Genomic DNA, 2,397 nt, shown 5'->3' on the forward strand with positions numbered 1-2,397 from the left:
AATAACTAAGCGTTCGTGTGGCCGGTACGGCCCAACATGAACGCAGTGTTGACTGAACCGGTTGTTTACCGATTGTCTACTATGGGGATTGGTCTAAATTGTGGGGTTGCTATTCAGCGATTTGGATGGCGATTATCTTTTCTGCTCAGTACATTTTTCCTTTTCTACTGCTTATTACTTTATTGTTTTCTGTTGCTTAGGTAATCCAGTCATTGTTTTTAACGTATTTCCTTGTTTTTGAGCAATAGGCATCCGTTACGCCAAGGGAACAGCGTTTTTCAGGGGATTTATTTCTGTTTTTGTAATTCATTCTCCCAGCCTTCCGGCGGCCCTCTAATTCCGAAGAGCACGATGGTTTCTAACTGCCCTTTTTTACAGGTTGGACAAACCCGGTGTTGGAGCGGTGGTCTTTCCGGAAGATTTATTTTCCCAAGAATTTCCTGTAGTTCAGCAAGACTTGTTCTTTTATGATAACTGCTCAGGATCCCGTAATGGCGTATGCGCACAAAGGCTTTTGGGAGGATGTGTAATGCAAAGCGCCTTATAAATTCGGCATCGGGCAATTTTAGAATGGATTTTTTCCCACCGTGACGGTAATCTTTTACCGAAAAAGTCACGGCATTGTCCTGGAGGTTTTTAATCCGATGATTGCTAATGGCAATCTTATGGGTATAACGTCCCAGATATTCTACTACTTGCGAAGGGCCTAAAAATGGACGCTTACAGTAAACTACCCAATGCTGTTTGAACAGGCTTTCATAGAAGTTTGCAGTTTGTGGTTGTATTTCTTTCCGGAGGGCAGCTACAAAACGAGCCCTGAAAACCTTGCTCATTGCTTTCACCGGGAACAAGTATTTGCCTTTGCTTTTAGCTGATTTCCATTTGCCATTTTGATTAATGCCACCTCCCGGAACGATACAATGCAGGTGTGGGTGTAAAGACAGGTTTTGTCCCCAGGTGTGCAGGATAGCGATCATACCGGGACTGGCTCCCAGGAATTTTGGATTAGACGAGAAGCCATTGATAATTTGCCATGCTGTTTTAAAGAGCAGGCCATAAACCAGTTTTGGTTCATACAGACATAACCGGTTGAGCTCCGATGGAAGGGTAAAGACCACGTGGAAGTAAGGTACTTTGAGGAGTTCTTTTTCCCTTGCCCTGATCCATTCTTCTCTTTTGTGTCCCTGACACTTGGGACAATGCCGGTTACGGCAACTGTTGTAGCTAAGGTGTAAATGCTGGCAGAAAGGATTATTGCAGCGGTCAATATGACCTCCCAGAGCAGCAGTACGGCATTTGCGTAATGCATGTAGGGTCCTTAACTGCCAGCTGTTGGCACAATAGTCAGTTAAAGATTCCCTGTTACGTTCCAACACCTGGGCTACTTCATAGGTAGCGGATGCCATTACTTTTTATTGTATAACCGTTCCAGCGGACTGAAGGGCTTCTGCCTACCGAGTTGTGCCACGTGAAGGTAGGTGAGCGTGGTTTGAATATCTGCGTGTCCTAAAAGGTCTTTTACGCTCATGATATCCAGTCCCATTTCTAGCAGGTGTGTTGCATAGCTGTGCCTTAAACTATGCGTGGTGATCTCTTTATTAATTCCGCTGTGTTTGCGGGCTTCCCGTACGATCCATTGAACTCCTCTGGTAGAAAGTGCAACGGGATTACCGTGTTTGTCATTACCGGTAAAGCACCAAACAGAAGGGTTTTCTGCTGCAATGTATTTCTTAAGACCACGGATCTGAAGATCTGCCAAAGGAACATAGCGGTCCTTGCGACCTTTTCCCTGACGAATGTGGAGCATCCTACGATCAAAGTCCAGGTCTTTGAGCTGAAGGTTACGAAGTTCAAAGCAGCGAAGGCCACAACCGTAAAGCATCGCAAGTACCAACCGGTGTTTGAGCAGTTTCGGTGTTTTAAGCAGCTGTTTGATTTCACTATGGCTTAATACCACAGGAAGTTTCTTTGGCCGTTCAATGGATGGGAGCATTACCCGCATCGCTTTCATCCCGTAGATACGGTAAGCGTATCTAAGACCGTAAACTGTATGCTTAAAGAAACTGTCTGATGGAGTTTTGTGCTGGGATTTTAAAACGTGCAGGTAATCCAGGATTTGTTCCTCATCCAGATCCAGTGGACTGCATTTGAAATGAAGGGAAATGTGCGCCAGGCAGCGGGAGTAATTGGTCAGGGTGCTTTGGCTTTTACCGGCGAGTTCAACAGAACGTTTTAATTTGCGGTACAGCTCATTAAATTCCGGTACAGAAATACAGGCCCTCTCAATGAGGGTACTACTTTTTTTTCATAACTTTCAATCTTATGTTAATACCTACTTAAAGGTAGTGAATAGTGATCTAATGATTGCTTGAAGCTACCTTTAGGTTTAGTTCAACA

Annotated in this window: 3 protein-coding genes; 1 reads left to right on the forward strand and 2 read right to left on the reverse strand. The window is 44.5% G+C overall.

The window, feature by feature from the left end; translation table 11 throughout:
- Window positions 1-287: 287 nt before the first annotated feature.
- The gene (locus tag DHD80_RS19750; RefSeq protein ID WP_251743193.1) at window positions 288-1,406 is read right to left on the reverse strand and encodes an IS91 family transposase; all 1,119 of its coding nucleotides are present in this window, start codon (window positions 1,404-1,406) and stop codon (window positions 288-290) included.
- A complete protein-coding gene (locus tag DHD80_RS19755) occupies window positions 1,406-1,993 on the reverse strand; it encodes a tyrosine-type recombinase/integrase (RefSeq protein WP_347709993.1) in 588 nt (195 codons plus the stop codon). The genes DHD80_RS19750 and DHD80_RS19755 overlap by 1 nt, the downstream gene beginning before the upstream one ends.
- A gap of 105 nt (window positions 1,994-2,098) precedes the next feature.
- On the opposite strand from DHD80_RS19755, the gene DHD80_RS20040 reads away from it, so the two are divergent.
- Entirely contained in the window at window positions 2,099-2,236 is a 138-nt protein-coding gene (locus tag DHD80_RS20040; protein WP_251743194.1) for a hypothetical protein, read from the forward strand.
- The last annotated feature ends 161 nt before the right edge of the window (window positions 2,237-2,397 follow it).

This window comes from Gramella sp. AN32 (genome assembly GCF_023718305.1).
Taxonomy (GTDB): Bacteria; Bacteroidota; Bacteroidia; order Flavobacteriales; family Flavobacteriaceae; genus Christiangramia; species Christiangramia antarctica.

Bases quoted from the DNA above. Each gene is read 5' to 3' on its own strand.
- DHD80_RS19750 (WP_251743193.1), bottom strand. From the start codon at position 1,406: ATGGCATCCGCTACCTATGAAGTAGCCCAGGTGTTGGAACGTAACAGG.
- DHD80_RS19755 (WP_347709993.1), bottom strand. From the start codon at position 1,993: ATGCTCCCATCCATTGAACGGCCAAAGAAACTTCCTGTGGTATTAAGC.